General features: G+C 70.6%; 14 protein-coding genes and 1 pseudogene. 9 read left to right on the top strand and 6 right to left on the bottom strand.

Features of this window, described 5'->3' with window-relative positions:
* The first annotated feature begins 79 nt into the window (after positions 1–79).
* Both AB0G47_RS24540 and AB0G47_RS24535 read left to right on the top strand, forming a co-directional pair.
* Entirely contained in the window at positions 80–3,208 is a 3,129-nt protein-coding gene (locus AB0G47_RS24540; RefSeq protein WP_360773644.1) for an AAA family ATPase, read from the top strand.
* Between the two features lie 85 nt (positions 3,209–3,293).
* Positions 3,294–3,512 carry a DUF6191 domain-containing protein gene (locus AB0G47_RS24535; RefSeq protein WP_360773641.1) on the top strand — a complete coding sequence of 73 codons (219 nt, stop codon included), beginning with the start codon at positions 3,294–3,296 and terminating at the stop codon, positions 3,510–3,512.
* Position 3,513: 1 nt separating this feature from the next.
* Here the strand turns inward: AB0G47_RS24535 and AB0G47_RS24530 are convergent, their stop codons facing one another.
* Both AB0G47_RS24530 and AB0G47_RS24525 read right to left on the bottom strand, forming a co-directional pair.
* A complete protein-coding gene (locus AB0G47_RS24530) occupies positions 3,514–4,689 on the bottom strand; it encodes a PQQ-dependent sugar dehydrogenase (RefSeq protein WP_360773876.1) in 1,176 nt (391 codons plus the stop codon).
* Positions 4,690–4,837: 148 nt separating this feature from the next.
* The gene (locus AB0G47_RS24525) at positions 4,838–5,830 is read right to left on the bottom strand and encodes an aldo/keto reductase (RefSeq protein ID WP_266871004.1); all 993 of its coding nucleotides are present in this window, start codon (positions 5,828–5,830) and stop codon (positions 4,838–4,840) included.
* Between the two features lie 95 nt (positions 5,831–5,925).
* Here AB0G47_RS24525 and AB0G47_RS24520 point away from each other — a divergent pair, with 95 nt between their 5' ends.
* The 6 genes from AB0G47_RS24520 (at position 5,926) to serA (ending at position 15,806) form a co-directional block, all read left to right on the top strand.
* Complete coding sequence (locus AB0G47_RS24520) at positions 5,926–6,876, top strand: 2-hydroxyacid dehydrogenase (RefSeq protein ID WP_360773638.1); 951 nt, start codon at positions 5,926–5,928, stop codon at positions 6,874–6,876.
* A gap of 432 nt (positions 6,877–7,308) precedes the next feature.
* Positions 7,309–10,185, top strand: coding sequence for an EAL domain-containing protein (locus AB0G47_RS24515; RefSeq protein ID WP_360773873.1), 2,877 nt, complete (start codon positions 7,309–7,311; stop codon positions 10,183–10,185).
* A gap of 234 nt (positions 10,186–10,419) precedes the next feature.
* Complete coding sequence (locus tag AB0G47_RS24510) at positions 10,420–12,270, top strand: acetolactate synthase large subunit (RefSeq protein ID WP_360773634.1); 1,851 nt, start codon at positions 10,420–10,422, stop codon at positions 12,268–12,270.
* Positions 12,271–12,299: 29 nt separating this feature from the next.
* Positions 12,300–12,827 (top strand): acetolactate synthase small subunit, encoded by a 528-nt coding sequence (gene ilvN / locus AB0G47_RS24505; RefSeq protein ID WP_266871008.1) that lies wholly within the window; start codon positions 12,300–12,302, stop codon positions 12,825–12,827.
* 100 nt (positions 12,828–12,927) lie between these two features.
* The gene (gene ilvC / locus AB0G47_RS24500; protein WP_360773631.1) at positions 12,928–13,926 is read left to right on the top strand and encodes a ketol-acid reductoisomerase; all 999 of its coding nucleotides are present in this window, start codon (positions 12,928–12,930) and stop codon (positions 13,924–13,926) included.
* Between the two features lie 275 nt (positions 13,927–14,201).
* Positions 14,202–15,806 carry a phosphoglycerate dehydrogenase gene (gene serA, locus AB0G47_RS24495; protein ID WP_360773628.1) on the top strand — a complete coding sequence of 535 codons (1,605 nt, stop codon included), beginning with the start codon at positions 14,202–14,204 and terminating at the stop codon, positions 15,804–15,806.
* A 104-nt stretch (positions 15,807–15,910) separates the two neighbouring features.
* On the opposite strand, the gene AB0G47_RS24490 is transcribed toward serA, so the two are convergent.
* On the bottom strand, positions 15,911–17,467 hold the full coding sequence (locus tag AB0G47_RS24490; protein ID WP_360773626.1) for an MFS transporter: 1,557 nt from the start codon (positions 17,465–17,467) through the stop codon (positions 15,911–15,913).
* 96 nt (positions 17,468–17,563) lie between these two features.
* On the opposite strand from AB0G47_RS24490, the gene AB0G47_RS24485 reads away from it, so the two are divergent.
* On the top strand, positions 17,564–18,157 hold the full coding sequence (locus tag AB0G47_RS24485; RefSeq protein ID WP_360773623.1) for a TetR/AcrR family transcriptional regulator: 594 nt from the start codon (positions 17,564–17,566) through the stop codon (positions 18,155–18,157).
* Between the two features lie 68 nt (positions 18,158–18,225).
* On the opposite strand, the gene AB0G47_RS24480 is transcribed toward AB0G47_RS24485, so the two are convergent.
* From AB0G47_RS24480 to AB0G47_RS24470, 3 genes and pseudogenes are all read right to left on the bottom strand, one after another.
* Positions 18,226–18,600, bottom strand: a complete 375-nt coding sequence (locus tag AB0G47_RS24480; RefSeq protein WP_360773620.1) for a hypothetical protein — start codon at positions 18,598–18,600, stop codon at positions 18,226–18,228.
* A gap of 108 nt (positions 18,601–18,708) precedes the next feature.
* Positions 18,709–19,050, bottom strand: a pseudogene (locus AB0G47_RS24475) (response regulator transcription factor); the annotation flags it as partial.
* Between the two features lie 34 nt (positions 19,051–19,084).
* Positions 19,085–19,375, bottom strand: coding sequence for a hypothetical protein (locus AB0G47_RS24470; RefSeq protein ID WP_360773617.1), 291 nt, complete (start codon positions 19,373–19,375; stop codon positions 19,085–19,087).
* Between the last annotated feature and the right edge of the window lie 211 nt (positions 19,376–19,586).

Below are 19,586 nucleotides of genomic sequence, written 5' to 3'. Positions count from 1 at the left end.
AGCAGCCGCCGTGAGGAGCACGGGGGCATCTGCCCAGGGCAGAGGGATATCCCCTGCCAGGTCGGCCGCCTCCTGTGCGATGCTCACGCCTGTGGAGACCAGGTCCGTAAGCCCCGTGTTCGTCGGCCGCTCCGACGAACTGGGCGTTCTGAACGACGCACTCGCCCGTGCCAAGGGGAGCACCCCCGGCACGGGCGAGCCGCAGGCGTTGCTGCTCGGCGGCGAGGCGGGCGTCGGAAAGACGCGCCTCATCGAGGAGTTCACCGCGGCGGCGTGCGCGCAGGGCGCCGTCGTCGCGATCGGCGGCTGCGTCGAGATCGGCGCGGACGGACTGCCGTTCGCGCCCTTCTCCAGCGCTCTGCGCTCCCTGCGCCGCCAGTTCCCCGAAGAGTTCGACGCCGCGGCCGCCGACCAGGAGGGCGAGCTGGCCCGACTGCTCCCGGAGCTGGGGGAGGCCCCGCAGCGCCGCCGCGGCACCGACGCCCAGCACGACGAGGAGGGCATGGCCCGGCTCTTCGAGCTGACCGTCCGCCTCCTGGAGCGCCTGGCAGCCGACCGCCCGGTCGTCCTTCTCCTGGAGGACCTGCACTGGGCGGATGCCTCGACCCGCCACCTCCTCGCCTATCTCTTCCGCACGCTGCGCAGCGGCAGCCTCGTCGTCGTCGCGACCTACCGCGCCGACGACATACACCGCCGCCACCCGCTGCGCCCCCTGCTCGCCGAACTCGACCGCCTGCGCACCGTGCGCCGCATCGAACTCGCCCGCTTCAGCAAGAAGGAGGTCGCCCGCCAGATGGCGGGGATCCTCAGCGCCGAGCCCGAACAGTCCCTGGTGGACGACATCTTCGACCGCTCGGACGGCAACGCCTTCTTCGTCGAGGAACTCGCCGTCGCCTCGCACGGCAGCAGCTGCGCGAGCCTCACCGAGTCGCTGCGCGATCTCCTTCTCGTACGCGTCGAAGAGCTGCCCGAGGACACCCAGCGGGTGGCGAGGATCGTCGCCGAGGGCGGCTCGACCGTCGAGTACCCGCTGCTCGCGGCGGTCGCGGAGCTCGCCGAGGACGACCTGATCGAGGCGCTGCGGGCCGCCGTCGGCGCCAACATCCTGCTGCCTTCGCCCGACGGCGACGGCTACCGCTTCCGGCACTCCCTGGTCCGCGAGGCCGTCGGCGACGATCTGCTGCCCGGCGAGCGCTCCCGGATCAGCCGCCGCTTCGCCACCGCCCTCGAAGCCGACCCCGCGCTCGTCGCCGCCGACCAGCGCGCCACCCGCCTCGCCAGCTACTGGTACCACGCGCACGACGCGGCGAAGGCGCTCCCCGCCGTGCTGTGCGCCTCCGTCGAGGCCCGCCGCCGCTATGCGTATTCCGAGCAACTGCGCCTCCTCGAACGGGCGATGGAGCTGTGGGACGACGCCCCCGAAGACGTACGCCTCGAACTGCGCCCCCTCGATTACGCCGAGGTCTACCCGGCCTGCGGCTGCGATCCCGCCACCACCCCGCTGCGCTATCTCGACCTCATGGCGGAGGCCGCCGTCGCCGGCCGCCTGTGCGGTGAGCGCGAACGCGCCCTGAAGATCACCAAGCGGGCGCTGCGGCTCCTGGAGGGGGAGTCCGACCCCCTGCGCTCCGCCTGGTTCTGGATCCAGCGCTCCCGGCTCACCTCCACCCTCGGCCGCGGCGACGGCTGGGCGGAGATCGCCACCGCCCAGGAGCTTGTACGCGGCCTGCCCCCGTCGGAGGTGCACGCCGAGGTGCTCACCAACGTCGCCTCCTGGGGCATGCTCCACGACCCCGGCGAGGAGACCCTGGCGGCGGCCCAACGAGCCGTGGAATACGCCCGGATGGTCAAGGCCGAGGAGATCGAACTCAACGCCCGGCTCATCCTCGGCGGCCTCCTGGTCGACGCGGGCGACGTCGATGAGGGGTTCGCCGAGATGTACGCGGTCAGGCGGCGCTGCATGGAGCCCCCGGCCCTCGTCTCCCGGATCCCGCACATCCATATCAACTTGCCGTCCGTCCTCGAAGGCGCGGGCCGCTCCCTGGAGTCCCTGGAGATCGGCGACCAGGGCATCGCCCTCTGCCGGAAGTACGGACTCACCGACGCCGAGAGCTGGGTCCAGGTCAACAAGGCGGAATCCCTTGTCTCGCTGGGCCGTTGGGACGAGGCGATGGAGGCTGCCGAGGCCGCCCGCCGTGGTGCGCTCAGCGTGAAGCCACGGGCCGGCGCCGCCCACCAGCAGGCCGTCATCGCCCTCGGCCGCGGCGATGTGCCCGAAGCTGCCGCCCAACTGGCCGCCGCCCGCGCCCACTACGGCACCCACGACCACATGCCCCAGTACACCCTGCCCGTGGCCACCGTCGCCGTCGGCATCGCGGCGGCCGACCCCGACCCCGCCTCGGGCATCACCGCCGCCCGTACGGAGCTGGAACAGGCCATCGCCACCGGCTTCCCGCCCGGCACCCAGCGCTACGCCTGGCCATTGCTGCTCGCCGCCACCACCGCCGAGGCCGACACCCGAGGACTGCCCGCCGCCGGGCCCGGCCGCGCCGAGGCCATCGAACGCATCCGCCTGGCCGCCAGAAGCCTCCCCGCCCCCATGCCCGTCTGGGCCGCCTACGAGCAGTGGGTACGCGCCGAACTCCTGCGCGCCGAGGACCGCGACACCCCCGCCGACTGGTCCGCCACGGTCACCGCTCTCGAACCCCTCGACCGCCCCTACGACCTCGCCCGCGCCCGTCACCGCCTCGCCGAGTCCCTCCTCGCCGCCTCCTCCGCCAGGGGCGCGGGAGCCGCCGGCGCGGACGCCGACCGCGAGCGCGCCGCCGCGCTGCTGCGACAGGCCCGCGAGGTCGCCGAACGCCTGGCCGCCCACCCCCTCGCCGAGGCCGTCACCGGGCTCGCCCAGCGCGCCCGCCTGCCCCTGAGCCCCGAAAGCGCCGCGGCGAGCACACGCACCCCCCTCACCCCCGTCGACCCCGCCGAGGCCCTCGGCCTGACCAGCCGCGAGCGCGACGTCCTGCGCCGCGTCGCCGCGGGCCGCAGCAACCGCCAGATCGCCGAGGAGCTCTTCATCTCCCCGAAGACCGCGAGCGTCCACGTCTCCAACATCCTCGCCAAGCTGGGCGTCACGGGCCGGGGCGAGGCAGCGGCCCTGGCCCACCGCCTGCGCCTGTTCCCACCGGCTGACGAGCGGGCCGCCGGCTAGCTGACCTGCCCCTTCTCCCGCCCCGGCCGGTTTCCGGCGGCCTCGCCTACGCTTGACTGCAGGATCTCGGCTCCAGGGAGGCACAGTGTTCAACGCGATCGAGGCATTGTTCGCACCAGGGCGCAAGCACACCGACGACGAGCAGAAGCGCCTGGAGATGACCCGCGTCGACCTCAATGACGGCGACCCTGGGCGAGGGCCGATAGACCTGACGTCGGGCAAGGTGGTCGTACGCCCACCCGTGCCGTCGCCGCGTGCGGACGAGAGCCCCGCCCCTGATGAGACTCCTGGCTCTGAGAGCTGAGCTACTTCACCTCCACCTCAAGGATCTTGTCGTCCCCCTTCTCCGGTGTGCCCCGTGAGTCCGTCTCGTTGGTGAGCAGCCACAGCTTGTCGCCGCCCGCCGCGAGCACCGTGCGCAGCCGGCCGTGCTCACCCTTCAGGAAGGACTGGGGCTCCACCGTTCCCTGCACGCCGAGCACCGGGATCCTCCAGAGCCGCTCGCCGCGCAGGCCCGCCATCCAGATCGAGCCCTCGGCGTACGCGATGCCGCTGGGGGAGGCCTCGGAGGTCTTCCACTGGGCCACCGGGTCGTGGAAGCCGTCCCCTTCGTCGCCGTCCGCCTTGCCCTCGACCTTGGGCCAGCCGTAGTTGTCACCGGCCTTGATCTCGTTCAGCTCGTCCCAGGTGTCCTGGCCGAACTCCGCGGCCCAGAGCCGCTTCTCCTCGTCCCAGGCCAGGCCCTGCACATTGCGGTGGCCGTACGAGTACACGGGGGAGCCGTCGAAGGGATTGCCGGGGGCCGGGTCGCCGTCCGGCGTCAGGCGGAGAATCTTGCCGCCCAGCGACTTCTTGTCCTGGGCCAGATCGGTGTCGCCCGTCTCGCCCGTGCCCGCGTAGAGCATCTTGTCCGGACCGAAGGCGATCCTGCCGCCGTTGTGGATCATCCCCTTGGGGATGCCCTTGAAGACCGTGTCGGGAGCGCCGAGCTGCTCCCCGGACGGCTTCTTCTCGTCGTACAGCATGCGGGCGATGCGGTTGTCGGACTCCGTGGTGAAGTACGCGTACACCATGTGGTCCGACGCGTACGAAGGAGAGAGTGCGAGGCCCATCAGGCCGCCCTCGCCGCCGGGGGCGACGCCGGGCACCTCGCCGAGCCCGGTCTTCTTGCCCGTCTTCCCGTCGACGCGGGTGATCGTCCCCTCGTCGCGCGATGAGACCAGGAGGTCTCCGCCGGGGAGGGCCGCCAGGCCCCACGGCGACTTCAGGTCCTCGGTGAGCGTCTTGGTGACTTTCGCCGCTCCCTTCTCCGGAGGGGCGTCGGCGCGCGGCTTCCCGGTCGGGGTCCCGCTCGCCTTCGCGGGGCTCGACTCGGCGCTCTTGCCTTCGTCAGGCGCATCACCGCCGGACGAGCATCCCGCCGCGAACACAAGGGCGGCAGCGGCCAATAGGGCGGTCACAGCAGGTCGTTGCACGATCAGGTTCCCTTCGACGCGGCGCTTCTCCTGTTCATACACCGCTCGGCCCTCGCAGGTTCCCACCTCACCCGCACGAGATCGCGGACGCCGGGCCCGCCGGATCAGCGGACGCCCGCCCCAACGCCCGCCCGCACCGGACCTGACGTCGCCCTCAGTCCCACGACCCCAGCGCCGCGGGCAGCGCCGCGATCTCCGCCAGGTCCGCCGCGGTGAGCCGCACCGCTGCCGCCCCCGCGTTCTGCACCGCCCAGCGCTCCCGCTTGGCCCCCGGAATCGGCACCACGTGCGGCCCCTGCGCGAGCACCCACGCCAGCGCCACCTGTGCCGGCGTCGCCCCGTGCCGCTCGGCCACCCGGCGCAGGCCCACCACCAGCGGCTGATTGGCCGCCATCATCTCCGCGGTGAAACGGGGATGCCGGGCCCGCAGATCGTCCGGCTCGAAGCCCTGCCCCGGCGTCAGCGTCCCGGTGAGGAAACCGTTCCCCAGCGGCATCGCAGCCAGGAAGCCGATCCCTCGCGCGCCGCACCAGGGCAGCAGGGTCTGCAGCGCCTCCTGTGACCACACCGAGAGCTCGGCCTCCACCGCGCCGACGGGGAAGACCTGCTGGATCCGTTCGAGCTGGCGGATCGTTCCCTCGTGCAGGCCGCGGCCCTCGCGCCGCGATGCCCGGGCGCCCAGCGCACACAGCCCGAGGGCCCGCACCTTGCCCGCCGCGACGAGCTCCGCCATCGCGCCCCACGTCTCCTCGATGGGCACTTCGGGATCGGCGCGGTGCAGCTGGTACAGGTCGATGGTCTCGGTCTGCAGCCGCCGCAAGGAAGCGTCGCAGGCCCGCTTCACATAGCCGGGGCGGCCGTTGGCGACGATGTGCTGCTCGCCCACCAGGAGCCCGCACTTGGTCGAGACGAAGGCCTCGGCACGGCGCCCCTTGAGCGCACGCCCCACCAGGTGCTCATTGGTGAACGGCCCGTACATGTCCGCGGTGTCCAGCAGGGTCGAGCCCTGGTCGAGCGCCGCGTGCACGGTGCGCAGCGACTCCTCGCCCCGCTGCCGCGAGCCCGTGTAGGCCCAGCTCATCGGCATGCAGCCGAGTCCGATCGCGCCCACCTCGAGCGCTGCGGCGCCGATCGTCCTGCGGTCCACCTGGCCGTGCCCCCCACCTCTGTCCTAGCGGCCACCAACGTAACCTCTGCGGCCCCGGACCCGGCGTGCGGCCTGTGCGCATTAGCCTCCTGACCATGACGACAGATGTATGGCTCCCCTTTCCCGCCGACGAGATCGCGGGTCTGCCGGGCGCGTCCGACACCGGGCTCAACTACCGCTTCTGGGACGGCGGCCCGGAGTTCCCGGCGGATCCTGCCGACTGCGTCTTCTACGTGGTGCCTTACATGAAGGCCACCGAGATCGCCGTGCGCCCGCTGCCCGCGATGGCGTCCCTGCGCGTCGTGCAGACGCTCACCGCGGGCATCGACCACGTGGAGCCCGGGCTCAAGTTCCTCGCGCCCGGCGTGCGGTTGTGCAATGCCAAGGGTGTCCATGAGGCCAGCACGGCGGAGCTCGCGCTCGCCCTGACCCTCGCCTCCCTTCGGGGCATTCCCGGATTCGTGGAGGGTCAGCGGCAGGAGGAATGGCGGTCCGGGTTCTATCCGGCGCTTGCCGACAAGTCCGTGCTGATCGTGGGATACGGATCGATCGGTTCCGCCATCGAGGACCGGCTCGCCCCCTTCGAGTGCGCGCGGGTGGCGCGCGTCGCGCGCTCCGCCCGTGCCACGGAGCGCGGCCGCGTGCACCCGCTCGCCGACCTGCCGTCGCTGCTGCCCGAAGCCGACGTCGTCGTGGTCTCCACGCCCCTCACCGACACCTCCCGTGGCCTGGTGAACGCCGACTTCCTGGCCCACATGAAGGACGGCGCACTCCTGGTGAACGTCGCCCGCGGCCCCGTCGTCGACACCAAGGCGCTCCTCACCGAACTGGAGAGCGGCCGCATCACCGCCGCCCTCGACGTGACCGACCCGGAACCGCTGCCCGCGGGCCATCCCTTGTGGCACGCTCCTGGAGTGCTCATCAGCCCGCACGTGGGCGGATCGACCTCCGCCTTCGAGCCCCGCGCCAAGCGTCTGCTCGCCGCGCAGCTGACCCGGTACGTGTCCGGGGAACCTCTCGACAACGTCGTACTGACAACCCAGTAAAGGGCGTTGACGAAACCATTCGAGCACGCTCCGCACCCGTGTGCGTGCGCCCCGTGTTCGCACAGCCGGTGACAGTCACTGAGCGTAGAGAGACTATGTCCCTGAGTGACGAGACTGGTGTATCGTCCCGACAGGGGCTGCGCCGTGGACCGTTCGGCGCCGGGGACGAGACATCAGAGTGTGAGGGGGGCGACGGGCGATGCACGGCCAATGGGCGAATGATCCGACGCGGCGAGGCCGCCGGCGGCGACTCTCACGCGCACCCGCTCGCATGCGGACGCGCTGCCGCCACACACACCACGACCCGCGGTCCCGCACCCACGGGAGGCGGACGGACACGGCGGAGGCGGCGCGGACCAGGGCGGCCCGGTGAGCACCCGCCCGTCCCCCGCCACCCTCCTGGAGGCCGGCGCAGGCGTGGCGACGGCGCCCCTGCCGCCCCGAGCGCCGCTGACCCGCCGCCCCGCACCCGGTGCCGGCTCGGGCCTGGTCTCGCAGATCGTGCTGCTCGTGGTCTGCGGCGGGTACGCGACGGGGGCCGCGCTCGGCTGGGGGTCGACCCGGGCCGCCCTGGTCATGGGCGACTTCGGACTGAGCGTCGCCGCCGCGACCGCCGCGGTCTCCTGCTTCCGCTACTCCCGCACCCGGCGCAGCCGCTTTCGACCCGCGTGGCTGCTGTTCGCGCTCTCCTCCGCGATGGCGGCCCTGGGCAACGCCGTGTGGGGCTGGTACGAGGTCGTCCTCGAGGAGCCCGTGCCGAGTCCGGGCCTCGCGGATCTCTTCTTCCTCTGCTTCGCGCCGCCCGCCATCATCGGACTGCTCGTGCTGGCCAAGCGCCCGGTGACCAGGGCCGGTTGGGTCTGCCTCGCGCTCGACTCCTGGCTCATCGGCGGCTCACTGCTCACGCTCTCCTGGAGCCTGGCGCTCGCGCACACCGCACAGTTCGAGGGCCAGAGCGTCGCGCACGCCGCGCTCTCGCTCGCCTATCCGCTGCTCGACATCGCGCTGGTCAGCATGGTCCTCGCGCTGCACTTCAGGCGATCGTCCACCAACCGCACGGCGGTGAACACGGCGATCGGCGCCCTCGCGCTGACCGTCATGTGCGACGCGATGTTCACCTCGCCGCTGCTGCACGCCAGTTACCGCTCGGGGCAGATGCTCGACGCCGGCTGGTTCGCCGGGTCGCTGCTCCTGGCGTACGCACCCTGGGCGACGCCCCGGCACCGGCAGGGGGGCGACGGGCACCACGCGCGCGTGGAGTGCGACGGCGCCCCGAAGGCGCCGCGGGTGCCCGCCACGCGTCCCATCGCCGGATCGCTGGCCGCGCTCACGCCGTATTTGGCCGCCGCCGTCTGCACGTTGGGGATTCTCTACAACGTGCTCAGCGGCCGCAGCGTCGACGAAGTCGTGCTGCTCACCGCGGGCACGGTCGTCCTCGCCCTCGTCGTGCGCCAGGGCATCATGCTCCTCGACAACATCACCCTCACCCAGGAACTGGCCCAGAAGGAGAACCACTTCCGCTCCCTGGTGCAGGGTTCGAGCGACGTCATCATGATCGCCGCTCCGAACGGCATACTCCGCTACGTCAGTCCGGCCGCCGCGGGGGTCTACGGCCGGGAGGCCGATGAACTCGTCGGCTCCGAACTCGCCTCGCTCATGCACCCCGAGGACCTGGGCCGTGTGGTCCACGAGGTCCGCAGATTCCTCGCCGCGAACCCTCTCGAAGAGCCCACGACCCGCATCGAGTGCCGCTTCAAGTCCGGCGACGGCGACTGGCTGAACGTGGAGTCCACGGTCAACCGCCACCAGGGCGGGCTCATCTTCAACAGTCGGGACGTCACCGAACGGGTGCGCCTCCAGGCGCAGTTGCAGCACAACGCCGAGCACGACCCGCTGACCGACCTGCCCAACCGCGCCCTGTTCACCCGGCGTGTGGGCCAGGCGCTGACCGGCCGCAGAGTGACCGACCGCGGTACGGCCGTGCTCTTCATCGACCTGGACGGCTTCAAGGCGGTCAACGACACCATCGGCCACCAGGCAGGCGACGAGCTGCTCATCCAGGCGGCCCGCCGCCTTCATGAGGCCGTCAGGTCGGGTGACTGCGCGGCCCGGCTCGGCGGCGACGAATTCGCCGCGCTGATCGTCGGCGACGGCACGCGCGACCAGGCCGCACGCGAGCAGCACATCTACGAACTCGCCGACCGCCTCAGAATCACCCTTTCCCAGCCCTACGCCATCGACGGCAACGACGTGCGGGTTGCGGCGTCCATCGGCGTCGCCTTCGCCGAACCAGGCATCGGCGCGGGCGAGTTGCTGCGCAACGCCGACCTCGCGATGTACCGCGCCAAGGCCGCCGGCAAGGGCCGCGTCGAGCTGTACGCACCGCAGATGCAGGCCGATGTCGTACGCAAGGCGGAGCTCGCCACGCGGCTGCGCACCGCCCTGCACGACGGCGAGTTCGCGCTGCTCCACCAGCCCGTGGTGTCCCTGGACGACGGGCGCATCACCTGCGTCGCCGCCCAGGCCCGCTGGCGCTCGGCACAGGGCATCCTCTTCACGCCCGCCGAGTTCCTGCGCGTCGCCGACACCACGGACGGCCAGGAGGGCGCCCGCACCGCCGAGCTGGGCCGCTGGATGCTCGAGGAGGCCGTCGAGCAGGCCGCCGAGCGGGGCCACACGGGTCACGCGACGCCCATCGCCGTCCGGATGAGCGCGCGCCGCCTGCTGGACCGCTCGATGCCGCTCGGCTCCATCGAGGCGCTCCTGACCCGGCACGGCCTGCCCTCCGGGGCGCTGATCATCGAGCTCGCCGACAGCGACCCCCGGGTGCCGCTCGACGAGCTGGAGCGGCGGCTGACCACGCTGCGCAGGCTCGGCGTACGCATCGCCCTGGACGGTTTCGGCAACGGCTATGCCGCGATCACGGCACTGCGCAGGCTCCCCGTGGACGTACTGAAACTGGACCGCAGCCTCATCGAGGGTGTCGTCGAGTCCGCGCGGCTGCACAAGATCACATCCGGACTGCTCCGTATCGCGAGCGACCTTGGTCTGCTCTCCGTGGCCGACGGCGTCGATCTGCCGGAGCAGGTCATCGCCCTGCGCGCGATGGGCTGCACGCATGGACAGGGCATGGCGTTCTCGGGCCCCCTCGACGAGTACCGGCTGCGCCGCGCGCTGTCCCTCGGGCGGTATCCGGTGCCGCACGGGCCGGTGGAGCCGGTCTTGGCGGGCGGCCCTTCGGGCGTCTTCGTGGGAGGTGCCGAGTCCTACGCCCGCTCACATAATGAGACCCCCGTCCCACCTACTTGACAGGCACAGCGTGCCGGGGAGAGGGTCAGTGCCATGCGCACCCGAATTCTCGTACTTGGAAAGCGCGTCGGCTGAAGCTGGGACTCACCGGTCCGAACACCGGAATCCCTGCGACCGCTCCCGACGCGCTCCCCTCGCTTGCCTCACGGCACGAGGGGTTTTTTGTTGCACTGGCACCCGCCAAACCACCGCAAACACCCCGCAAAAACCCTCAGCTTCGAGAAGAGAATGCCGATGACCGAGCAGGCCACCGGGGCCCACCATCCGCAGCCGCGGCCCCGTTCCGGAGGACAGCAGTCCGCCCCCGTCGAGCACGTCACGGGTGCGCAGTCCCTCATTCGTTCTCTCGAGGAAGTCGGGGCCGACACGGTATTCGGCATCCCCGGCGGCGCCATCCTTCCCGCGTACGACCCGATGATGGACTCCACCCGCGTCCGTCACGTCCTGGTCCGCCACGAGCAGGGCGCCGGCCACGCGGCCACCGGTTACGCGCAGGCCACCGGCAAGGTCGGGGTGTGCATGGCGACGAGCGGCCCCGGTGCCACCAACCTCGTCACCCCGATCGCCGACGCCCACATGGACTCCGTGCCCATGGTCGCGATCACCGGCCAGGTCGCCTCCAAGGCGATCGGCACGGACGCCTTCCAGGAGGCGGACATCGTCGGCATCACGATGCCGATCACCAAGCACAACTTCCTGGTCACCAAGGCCGAGGACATCCCGCGCACCATCGCCGAGGCCTTCCACATCGCCTCGACGGGACGCCCGGGCCCGGTCCTCGTGGACATCGCGAAGGACGCGCTGCAGGCGCAGACGACCTTCTCCTGGCCGCCGCAGCAGGACCTGCCCGGCTACCGCCCGGTGACCAAGCCGCACGCCAAGCAGATCCGCGAGGCCGCGAAGCTGATCACCGCGGCCAAGCGCCCGGTCCTGTACGTCGGCGGCGGCGTCATCAAGGCGCACGCCACCGCCGAGCTGAAGGTCCTGGCAGAGCTCACCGGAGCGCCCGTCACCACCACCCTGATGGCGCTCGGCGCATTCCCCGACAGCCACCCGCTGCACGTGGGAATGCCGGGCATGCACGGTGCGGTCACCGCCGTCACCGCGCTGCAGAAGGCCGACCTGATCGTCGCCCTCGGAGCCCGTTTCGACGACCGTGTCACCGGAAAGCTGGACAGTTTCGCGCCGTACGCGAAGATCGTCCACGCCGACATCGACCCGGCCGAGATCGGCAAGAACCGCGCCGCGGACGTGCCGATCGTCGGGGATGCCCGCGAGGTCATCGCCGATCTGATCCAGGCCGTCCAGGCCGAGCACACCGCGGGCCAGAAGGGCGACTACACCGCCTGGTGGAAGGACCTCAGCCGCTGGCGCGACACCTACCCCCTGGGCTACGACCAGCCCGAGGACGGCTCGCTCTCCCCGCAGCAGGTCATCGAGCGCGTCGGCAAGCTCGCTCCCGAAGGGACGATCTTCGCGGCGGGCGTGGGCCAGCACCAGATGTGGGCCGCCCACTTCATCGACTACGAGCAGCCCGCCACCTGGCTCAACTCCGGCGGCGCCGGAACGATGGGCTACGCGGTCCCGGCCGCGATGGGCGCCAAGGCCGGACAGCCCGACCGCACGGTCTGGGCGATCGACGGCGACGGCTGCTTCCAGATGACCAACCAGGAGCTCACCACCTGCGCCCTGAACAACATCCCGATCAAGGTCGCCATCATCAACAACGGCGCCCTGGGGATGGTCCGCCAGTGGCAGACGCTGTTCTACAACCAGCGCTACTCCAACACCGTGCTGCACGCGGGCCCGGAGGGCGACACTCCGCCCAACAAGGGCACCCGCGTCCCGGACTTCGTGAAGCTGTCGGAGGCCATGGGCTGTGTGGCCCTGCGCTGTGAGCGCCCGGAGGACCTGGACAAGGTCATCGCGGAGGCCAACGCCATCAACGACCGCCCCGTCGTGGTCGACTTCATCGTCCACGAGGACGCCCAGGTCTGGCCGATGGTCGCCGCCGGCACCTCCAACGACGAGGTCATGGCCGCCCGCGGGGTCCGCCCCGACTTCGGCGACAACGAAGACGACTGAGACCGAGAGCGAAAGAGAGACCCAGAGTCATGTCCACCAAGCACACGCTCTCCGTCCTGGTCGAGAACAAGCCCGGTGTCCTCGCCCGGATCACCGCCCTGTTCTCCCGCCGCGGCTTCAACATCGACTCCCTGGCCGTGGGCGTCACCGAGCACCCCGACATCTCCCGCATCACCATCGTGGTGAATGTCGAGGACCTGCCGCTCGAACAGGTCACGAAGCAGCTCAACAAGCTCGTCAACGTCCTGAAGATCGTCGAACTCGAGCCGGGCTCGGCCGTCCAGCGCGAGCTGGTGCTCGCCAAGGTCCGCGCCGACAACGAGACGCGCTCGCAGATCGTCGAGATCGTCCAGCTGTTCCGCGCCAAGACCGTGGACGTCTCCCCGGAGGCCGTCACCATCGAGGCGACGGGCAGCAGCGACAAGCTGGAGGCGATGCTCAAGATGCTGGAACCCTTCGGCATCAAGGAGCTCGTCCAGTCCGGCACCATCGCGATCGGCCGCGGCTCCCGCTCCATCACGGACCGCAGCCTGCGGGCGCTCGACCGGTCGGCCTGAAACCGCTCCCGGGCGCGCCCGCATAGCGAGACCTGAAAACTTTCCTCCCCCTGCCCGCCGTACGGTGGGTCGCAACACCAGCACACATAGGAGATTCCCAGTGGCCGAGCTGTTCTACGACGACGACGCCGACCTGTCCATCATCCAGGGCCGCAAGGTCGCGGTCATCGGATACGGCAGCCAGGGCCACGCCCACGCGCTGTCGCTCCGTGACTCGGGTGTCGACGTCCGCGTCGGTCTGCACGAGGGCTCCAAGTCCAAGGCCAAGGCCGAGGAGCAGGGCCTGCGCGTGGTGACGCCCGCCGAGGCCGCCGCCGAGGCCGACGTCATCATGATCCTGGTCCCGGACCCGATCCAGGCCCAGGTCTACGAGGAGTCCATCAAGGACAACCTCAAGGCCGGCGACGCGCTGTTCTTCGGCCACGGTCTGAACATCCGCTTCGGCTTCATCAAGGCCCCCGAGGGCGTCGACGTCTGCATGGTCGCCCCGAAGGGTCCGGGCCACCTGGTCCGTCGTCAGTACGAGGAGGGCCGCGGCGTTCCGTGCATCGCGGCCGTCGAGCAGGACGCGACCGGCAGCGGCTTCGCGCTGGCGCTCTCGTACGCCAAGGGCATCGGCGGCACGCGTGCGGGCGTCATCAAGACGACCTTCACCGAGGAGACCGAGACCGACCTGTTCGGCGAGCAGGCCGTGCTCTGTGGCGGCACCGCCGCCCTGGTCAAGGCGGGCTTCGAGACGCTGACCGAGGCCGGCTACCAGCCGGAGATCGCGTACTTCGAGTGCCTCCACGAGCTGAAGCTCATCGTCGACCTCATGTACGAGGGCGGCCTGGAGAAGATGCGCTGGTCGGTCTCCGAGACCGCCGAGTGGGGCGACTACATCACCGGCCCGCGGATCATCACGGACGCCACCAAGGCCGAGATGAAGAAGGTCCTCGCGGAGATCCAGGACGGCACGTTCGCCAAGAACTGGATGGACGAGTACCACGGTGGTCTGAAGAAGTACAACGAGTACAAGACCCAGGACGAGAACCACCTCCTGGAGACCACGGGCAAGGAGCTCCGCAAGCTGATGTCTTGGGTCAACGACGAGGACTGACGCACCCCGGGGCCGGGGCACCGCCACGGGGCTCCGCCCCGGACCCCGCTCCTCAAACGCCGGAGGGGCTGACCCCCCCTCCGGCGTTGTCCATTGCGTCCAGCCACGGACGAGTGATCCTTCCGCGGAGGCGTAAGAAGTCCTCCGTAGCGCCACTACACTTCTTTCAACATTCGCGTCAGGCCCACAGCGTCGTGCGTCTTCCACGCGGCTAGCACCCTCCACCGCCTGCGGCCGTCGGGACGGCCGTCCGCATTGGACTTGTGAGGACTCACGTGAGCACTGCTGCCAACGGCAAACCGGTCGTACTCATCGCTGAAGAGCTGTCGCCCGCCACTGTCGACGCCTTGGGCCCGGACTTCGAGATCCGTCAGTGCAACGGCGCGGACCGCGCCGAGCTGCTGCCCGCGATCGCCGACGTGGACGCGATCCTGGTCCGCTCCGCGACCAAGGTCGACGCCGAGGCCATCGCCGCCGCCAAGAAGCTGAAGGTCGTCGCCCGCGCGGGCGTGGGCCTGGACAACGTGGACGTGTCGGCCGCCACCAAGGCCGGCGTCATGGTGGTGAACGCGCCCACCTCGAACATCGTCACCGCGGCCGAGCTCGCCTGTGGCCTGCTCATCGCCACCGCGCGCAACATCCCCCAGGGCAGCCAGGCGCTCAAGGCCGGCGAGTGGAAGCGCTCGAAGTACACGGGTGTCGAGCTCGCCGAGAAGACCCTCGGTGTGGTGGGCCTCGGCCGCATCGGTGCTCTCGTCGCCCAGCGCATGAGCGCCTTCGGCATGAAGGTCGTCGCGTACGACCCGTATGTGCAGCCCGCGCGCGCCGCGCAGATGGGCGTCAAGGTCCTCACCCTCGACGAGCTGCTCGAGGTCTCCGACTTCATCACCGTGCACCTGCCCAAGACCCCCGAGACGGTCGGTCTGATCGGCGACGAGGCCCTGCACAAGGTGAAGCCCGCCGTCCGCATCGTGAACGCCGCGCGCGGCGGGATCGTCGACGAGGAGGCGCTGTACTCGGCGCTGAAGGAGGGCCGCGTCGCCGGCGCCGGTCTGGATGTGTACGCGAAGGAGCCCTGCACGGACTCCCCGCTGTTCCAGTTCGACCAGGTCGTCTGCACGCCGCACCTCGGCGCCTCGACGGACGAGGCGCAGGAGAAGGCCGGTATCGCCGTCGCCAGGTCGGTGCGCCTCGCCCTCGCGGGCGAGCTGGTCCCGGACGCCGTGAACGTCCAGGGCGGTGTCATCGCCGAGGACGTGCGTCCCGGTCTGCCGCTCGCCGAGAAGCTCGGCCGGATCTTCACCGCCCTCGCGAGCGAGGTCGCCGCGCGGCTCGACGTCGAGGTGTACGGCGAAATCACCCAGCACGACGTGAAGGTGCTCGAACTGTCCGCGCTGAAGGGCGTGTTCGAGGACGTCGTCGACGAGACCGTGTCGTACGTCAACGCGCCGCTCTTCGCCCAGGAGCGCGGCGTCGAGGTCCGCCTCACCACGAGCTCCGAGTCGCCCGACCACCGCAACGTGGTCACGGTGCGCGGCACGCTGACCGGCGGCGAGGAGATCTCGGTCTCCGGCACGCTGGCCGGGCCCAAGCACCTGCAGAAGATCGTCGGCATCGGCGAGTACGACGTGGACCTGGCGCTCGCCGACCACATGGTCGTGCTGCGGTACGCGGACCGTCCCGGTGTCGTCGGCACGGTCGGCCGTGTCCTCGGCGAGGCGGGGATCAACATCGCGGGCATGCAGGTCGCTCGTGCTGACGTGGGCGGGGAGGCGCTGGCCGTTCTCACGGTGGACGACACCGTGCCGCAGCCTGTCCTGAACGAGTTGAGTGCGGAGATCGGGGCCACGTCCGCGCGGTCCGTGAACCTCACGGACTAGGGTTCCGGAGCCTCGGGCGCCGTCATCACCGGCTTCGCCGAGTTCGTCCTCAAACGCCGGACGGGCTGGAGAGATCCAGCCCGTCCGGCGTTTGGCGTTCGGTGTCAGACCAGTGCCTTTTCCGGCTCGGGCTCCGCCGGGGCCACCGTGGGGGTGACCCGGCGGAGTGTCGCCGCCGCCACGACCGCTGCGATCAACAGCACCGCCGCCCCGCTCAGCGCTGCGACATGCATGCCGCTGGTGAACGCCTCCCTTGCCGCTTCGACCAGCGCGGAGGCCGCCCGGTCCGGCAGTTGCCGGGCCACCGCGAGTGCGCCGCCCAATGTCTCCTGGGCCTCGGCCGGGGCGGAGGCGGGGATCTGGTCGCGGTAGACCGCGTTGCCGATCGAGCCGAGCAGCGCCATGCCGAGCGCGCCGCCGAACTCCTGCCCGGTCTCCAGGAGCGAGGACGCCGAGCCCGCCTTCTCCGTGGGGACCGAGCTCAGGGCCAGGTCGGTGAGCTGTGAGCCGATGACCACCGCGCCGCAGGCGAGAAGCGCGGCCGCCGCGAGGACGGTCCACAGTGCGTCGGTGCCGGTCAGGGTCAGCAGGCCGTAGCCGCCGGCCGAGACGACGAAGCCCGTGGCGACGACGTGCGCTCGGTTCATCCCGCGCTGCACAAGCGCTGTGGCCACCGGCGCCGCGAAGCCGATGAGGACCGAGGGCAGCAGCGCCCACAGCGCGGCCTCCATGGCGCTCTTGCCGAGGACCGACTGCAGATACTGCGTGGTGAAGTAGGCCGAGCCCATCATCGCCAGCGATGAGACGAGGTTGAGGAGGACCGCGGGGGCGAAGCCGCGGCCCCGGAACAGCGCGGGGGAGATCAGCGGGGACGCCGTGGTGCGCTGGCGGTGGACGAACAGGGCGGCGAAGCCGAGCCCCACGGCGAGCGAGACGACGTACGCGCTCTGGAGTCCCTCGGCGGCGATCTCCTTGAGGCCGTAGACGACCGGCAGCACGGCGGCCAGGGACAGCGGGACGCTCAGCAGGTCGAAGCGGCCCGGGTTCGGGTCCCTGGACTCCGGGATGAGGACCGGCGCGAGGAGCAGGAGCAGGACCATCGCGGGCAGGTTGACCAGGAAGATCGAGCCCCACCAGAAGTGCTCGACGAGGATCCCGCTCATCACCGAGCCGAGCGCGATGCCGGCGACCATCACTCCGGACCAGATGCCGATGGCCTTCGCGCGCTGCCCGGCGTCGCGGAACATCGTGCGGACGAGCGCCATCGTGGACGGCATCAGGGTCGCGCCGCCGATGCCGAGGACCGCGCGGGCCGCGATCAGGAGCTCGGCGCTGTTCGCGTAGGCGGCGGTGAGTGAGGCCGCGCCGAAGGCCGCAGCGCCGAACAGCAGCAGCTTGCGGCGGCCGATGCGGTCGCCGAGCGAGCCCATCGTCATCAGCAGGCCGGCGAGCACGAACGCGTAGATGTCGAAGATCCACAGCTGCTGGGTGCCGCTCGGATCGAGGTCCGCGCTGATCGCCGGGACCGCGAAGTACAGGACCGAGACGTCCATCGAGACCAGGAGCAGCGGCAGCATCAGGACGGCGAGCGCGGTCCACTCCTTGCGGCCTGCGCGCTCCGGAATCCGTGAAGGCGTTTGTTCGTGCGTCGAGTTCGTCATGTGCAGGACTGTACGGACGTCTTAAACGCTTGTCTAGTACGAGTGTGTAAAACGCTGGTCTGGGACGTCCGTATGGATCGGCGGTAGGCTGCCCGCATGGGACACCGTGAAGATCTGCTCGAAGGCGCCAAGCGCTGTCTGCTGGAGAAGGGCTTCGTGCGCACGACGGCCCGCGACATCGTGAAGGAGTCGGGGACGAATCTCGCGTCGATCGGCTACCACTACGGCTCGAAGGACGCGCTCCTCGTCGAGGCGTACGTCGCGCTCGTCGAGCCGATGGGTGACGGCTTCGAGGGTGCGGTCGGCCAGGGGAAGAGCCTGGAGCGGGGTGGACTCGACCGCTTTCAGGAAGTGTGGGAGAACATCATCCGCTCGATCCCGGAGTCCCGGGCCATCTGGATGATGACCCTGGAGGTCATCACGCAGGGCGAACGCCTCGCGGGCGTCAGGGAGTTGCTGATCAAGGCCCAGGTGGAGGGGCGGCGCGGGATCGCCGCGACGGTCATCGGCATGCAGGAGAGCGAGCTGACCGACGACGTGGTGGAGACCGAGGGGCGCCTCTATACGACGCTGCTCAACGGCCTGATGGTGCAGTGGCTGTTCGACGAGGACTCGGCCACGGACGCCGCGCAGCTGACCGAGGGGCTGCGGCGGATGATGGCGCGGGTGTCATCCGCCTCGGGGGAGTGAAACACCGGCGGTGCGGGCGGCTTTGTGTCGCCCGCACCGCCGGTGGTCATGCGGTTCTCAGCCCTCAACTACCGCCAGTCGGTGCAGTACTGAGGGACGTAGCCCTCGATGTTCTTGTCGTACGGCCTGACGTAGAGCCACTTGTTGCTCGTCTTGCCGCACTTCGTGTACCACTTGCCCGTGATCGGCTTTCCGTCGTTGCAGACGTAGCCCCTCTTGCCCTTGTCCCACGTGCCGACGGCGGTGCCGCTCGTACTCGCCGACTTGCGGACGTTCATCGTCTGCAGGGCCTTGACGTAGGTGATGCCGCTGAGACAGCTGGGCGCCGCGGCGGCCTTGGCTATCAGCGTCGAGTGCGTCTGGGCCACGGCGACGCCGCCGGTGAGGGCGGTGCCGACGAGGGCCGTGGTGACGATGGCCGGTCCCAACAACCTGAGTTTCATCGGGTGTTGTGCTCCCCTGTACAAGGTGTAGATGGTCGAGGGAAACGTTACCCGCTCATGATCATCCGCCCGTGGCCGTCCTTATGGGTATCGCGACTTTGTTGCACGTCAGCCGGTGAACCCCGGTACCACCAGGCCTGATTCGTACGCGATCACCACCGCGTGGGTCCGGTTCTGCGCGCCGAGCTTGGTCAGCACGTTCCCGACGTGCGTCTTCACCGTCTCCAGGCTCACCATGAGCGACTGCGCGATCTCCGGGTTGGACAGGCCGGTGGCCATCAGCCGCAGCACCTCCTCCTCGCGCTCCGTCAGCGCCGCCTTCGGCAGCGCCTCGGCGGAGCCCAGCGGGCGGGCGGCGACCATCCGGCGCAGTGCCGCCGGGAAGAGGATCGCCTCGCCCGCCGCCACCACGCGTACCGCCTCGGCGATCTGCCGGACCGGAAGCCGCTTGCGGGGGCACTGGCCGGGCCAGCGTCGGAGCCGGTCATGCCGACACCCGTACCGGCAGCCGGACCGCCAACCGCCAGTGTCGCGGTCCGTCCGGGCCGGCCTCGATCTCACCGTGCAGCAGCCGCACGCGCTCGGCAAGGCCGGGCAGGCCGTGCCCGGACGTCCGGAAGACACCCGCCCCCGCACGCATGCCCGCGCCCGCTCCGTTGACCACACCGAGCTCAAGACGGTCCGGCAGGGACGCCACCCGGACCTCGATCGGACCGCCCGTCCCGTGCCGCAACGCGTTCGTCAGACTCGTGGGCCAGCTTGTTGCGTTCGGCAAGGCGCTGCTCCCGCTCGGCCATCAGCGCGAGCCGCTCGGCCGACGAAGGACCCAGAAGCCTGGGCGCCAGCCACCGCAGCACGCTCGTCACCACCACGCACACGACCGCCGCAAGGAGCAGGCAGCAGAGCGCCAACGCCCAGCTCTGCCGGCCGCCGTCGGACCGCAGCGACCGGCCGAACAGGCTCAGCCCGGCTTCGGCATCGAGCCA

The organism is Streptomyces sp. NPDC021622 (genome assembly GCF_040640795.1).
Taxonomy (GTDB): Bacteria; Actinomycetota; Actinomycetes; order Streptomycetales; family Streptomycetaceae; genus Streptomyces.
This window is presented reverse-complemented; position numbering and strand designations above follow the sequence as displayed.